The sequence below is a fragment of the Thioalkalivibrio sp. genome, from assembly GCF_041685615.1.
In the GTDB taxonomy this organism is placed as follows: domain Bacteria; phylum Pseudomonadota; class Gammaproteobacteria; order Ectothiorhodospirales; family Ectothiorhodospiraceae; genus Thioalkalivibrio.
The window spans coordinates 1-2,731 of the sequence record NZ_JAWLFK010000105.1; the positions used below are offsets into that span (position 1 = coordinate 1).

3 protein-coding genes are annotated in these 2,731 nt (G+C 68.1%); all 3 read right to left on the reverse strand.

Annotated elements, in window-relative coordinates; translation table 11 throughout:
* Window positions 1–285: SOS response-associated peptidase family protein (locus ACESLR_RS11950; RefSeq protein WP_373067731.1), on the reverse strand; the 285-nt coding region annotated here is incomplete at its 3' end.
* An 11-nt stretch (window positions 286–296) separates the two neighbouring features.
* The gene (locus tag ACESLR_RS11955) at window positions 297–1,547 is read right to left on the reverse strand and encodes a ribonuclease H-like domain-containing protein (protein ID WP_373025778.1); all 1,251 of its coding nucleotides are present in this window, start codon (window positions 1,545–1,547) and stop codon (window positions 297–299) included.
* Window positions 1,534–2,731, reverse strand: a 1,198-nt coding sequence (locus ACESLR_RS11960; protein WP_373067738.1) for a Zn-binding domain-containing protein, incomplete at its 5' end; no start/stop codon positions are given. The genes ACESLR_RS11960 and ACESLR_RS11955, both read right to left, overlap by 14 nt.

Sequence of the window (2,731 nt, forward strand, 5' to 3'; positions counted from 1 at the left end):
GAGGCAGCGCCGATGCGCGAAGGCACTGCGGAAATACGGACTGCTCGCTACCTTCTCGGCGCGGGCGTTGATGGGCTGCGGCCCATCCGTTACCCGTTTCGGCCGGAACCCCCAGTGCATCGGCTGAAACGCGGCCGGAGCGTCCCCACCCGCCCGGAACGCCTCGATATCGGTGCCCGGGGCAACGTTGTACCGAGGGGCATCAAATCCCGCGTCCACCGGCACCTGGAAGTACCGCATGGCCAGCTCGCTGGTCGCGCTGTAGCGCGCAAATCGTCCGCACATTCGGTTTCGCCTTACCGGGTAGCCGCCTCATGTCGCATTCGAAGTCTTTCTAGACGCCCATCGGCGCGAGGTCCAGGTTCCAGTTGCTCAGCGTACCGGAGCGCCCGCTCCCAGTCCCGGCGCTGGTGTTCGTGGTACTTGGCCAGCGCCTCCAGTGCCTCCTGAACGCCCCGCTCGGCCAGCGCTTCCCAAACAGGCACCGCCTGGTCGTATCGCCCCTCTCGCCGCCATTCGCGAGCGAGCCACAGCAGGCCCGGCGCCGACAGGCTCTTTTGGTGGCCTTCCAGCAGCCGACGAGCCGCCGCGGGGCCATCGAGGCGCTCCATCAGGCGTGCTGCGCCCTCGACCGACGCCTCATGGACGTCGGGTTGCGCCAGGACGCTGGCCAGCGCCGGTCCCAGCAGCGTGAGGGAGAGGATGTCATCGGTGTTGTGCTGGACCACGCGCTCGAGATCCTCACTGCGCCCGAAGCTGAGATAGGCCTTCCAGGCCCACGGGGCCTCGGACCCCGGCAAGTCGTCCTGCCGGTCGAGGCCAAGCAGGCGTTCCTCGACGGTGCGCAGGCGACAGTCCGGCCAGGCGTGCCCGTACAGGCTACGCACCGGGTGAAGGAAATCGGTGTGCGCGGTCTCGGGGGCATCGGGTCGGCGCTGCATGCGGCGCCGATCCCGCAATAACGGCAGATCGAAGGTCTTGCCGTTGTAGCTGACCAGGTGGTCGCAATCGCAAAGGGCCGCGTCCACGGCGGCCAGCAGCGCCCCCTCCCCCGCGAACGCGGTCATCAACCACTGGCGCAGGCGGACCTGGCCACCCTCGAGCGTCGCCAATCCCACCATGAAGGCGACGGTGCCGGCACCGCCGGCGAGACCCGTGGTCTCGGTGTCGATGAAACCCACCCGCTGGTCGGATGACCAGAAAGGGCGCGCCGGTTCGCGGGCGAGTTCGAGCGTGTGGCGTCCATGGGCGTGGCTCGCCGCGATGATGCGATCGACCCGGACCAGATGCTCGTCGATGAGCTCGCCGTTCAGGCGCTTCGCCAGTTCATCGGGTCGAACGACGGCACTGGAGGGTGGCGGGGTTGCGCGGGTACGCCCCGTTCCCGCGACGCCCATCCGCTCCAGTCGCGCCCGGATCTCGTCCAGCACGTTGCCGGATGCCGGTTCGGACGCCGGGGCGTGGGGCTCGGCTGAAGTTCGGCCGGGCGCCGGCGGTTCACTGCCCGCTTGGCGGCGCAGGGTGTTCAGTCGATCATGCAGCCCCATGGGATTCCAGGCCTTCGAGGACCGTGATTGCGGCCTGTTTCGGCGAAAACCCGCGTACCTCGTCGCTCGCCAGGATCGGACCGATGCAACCCGGACAGCCGTGGGCGCAGTCGCACTGCCGGATCAGGCTCAGTGCATCGCGGATGACCCGGTCGCGGCTGTCGAACAGCGGTGCCGACAGGCCGACACCGCCGGGATAGTGGTCGTACAGGAACACGGCCGGACGGAACCGGCCTTCCTGCTCCGGATCGCACTCGCCCCCATCGAGGGTGCGCAGTTGGCCGCGGCCGTTCGATCCCACGGTCGCAAACCAGCGCGCATCGCCATCGCCGACCGCCCGGCCCAGATCCTGCGGCTCGGACATCACCACCAGTGCCGCCACGTGGTGCATGGCGTAGGCGGCACCGAGAAACCCGTCCAGGGCCTCGTGGCGGGAGGCAAAGCGCTGTTCCAGCGCCTCCGGGGCCATCTGCCACCAGACGGCGGTGGTATGCATCTCCTGGTCCGGCAGATGGATGTTGCCGTAACCGATGTTCTCGTGGGTGTAGTAGCGGATCTTCTTGTAGCCCGGGATGCGCCGGACGATGTGGACCTCGCCACGGGCCGCCTCGCCCTGCCCGGCCGGGCTGCGCTCGAAGTCGTCGAGGATCTTGAGACGCGTGTAGTCGATGGCGTCGGTGTAGTAGTCGGCGCGGGTGCGCGTGACGAACGCCTTGCGCCCGGTCCAGTCGAGGCGTTCGACCTGATAGGGCACGGCCTGCACCAGGTAGATCGCGCCCTCGTACAGCGTCTCGGCCGCACTGGAGAAGTCCACCTCGGCGATGATCTGCTGCTGGCCTTCGGTCGTATCCACCACCACGAAGTTGCCCTCGGCGACGGAACGCAGGCTGACGCTCTGGGCGGGATAGCTGTCCTCGGTCCAGTGCCAGGTGTCGGACTCGCGGTGCAGCACGCCCTGCTCCTCCAGATACGCCAACAACGACTCTAGATCCTCGCCGCCGAAGGTCTCGCCCTTGCGGAACGGAAGCTCGAAGGCGGCACAACGCACATGATCCAGCAGGATCAGGAGCTGGTCCGGCGCGATGCGCGCCTGCTCCGGGGACTGCCCCAAGAAGAACTCCGGGTTGCGGATGATGTACTGATCCAGCGGATCGGAACTGGCGACCAGCACGCCCAGCGACGGG

Excerpts from the sequence above, each read along its gene's own strand:
- ACESLR_RS11955 (WP_373025778.1), bottom strand. The coding sequence starts at position 1,547 with ATGGGGCTGCATGATCGACTGAACACCCTGCGCCGCCAAGCGGGCAGT.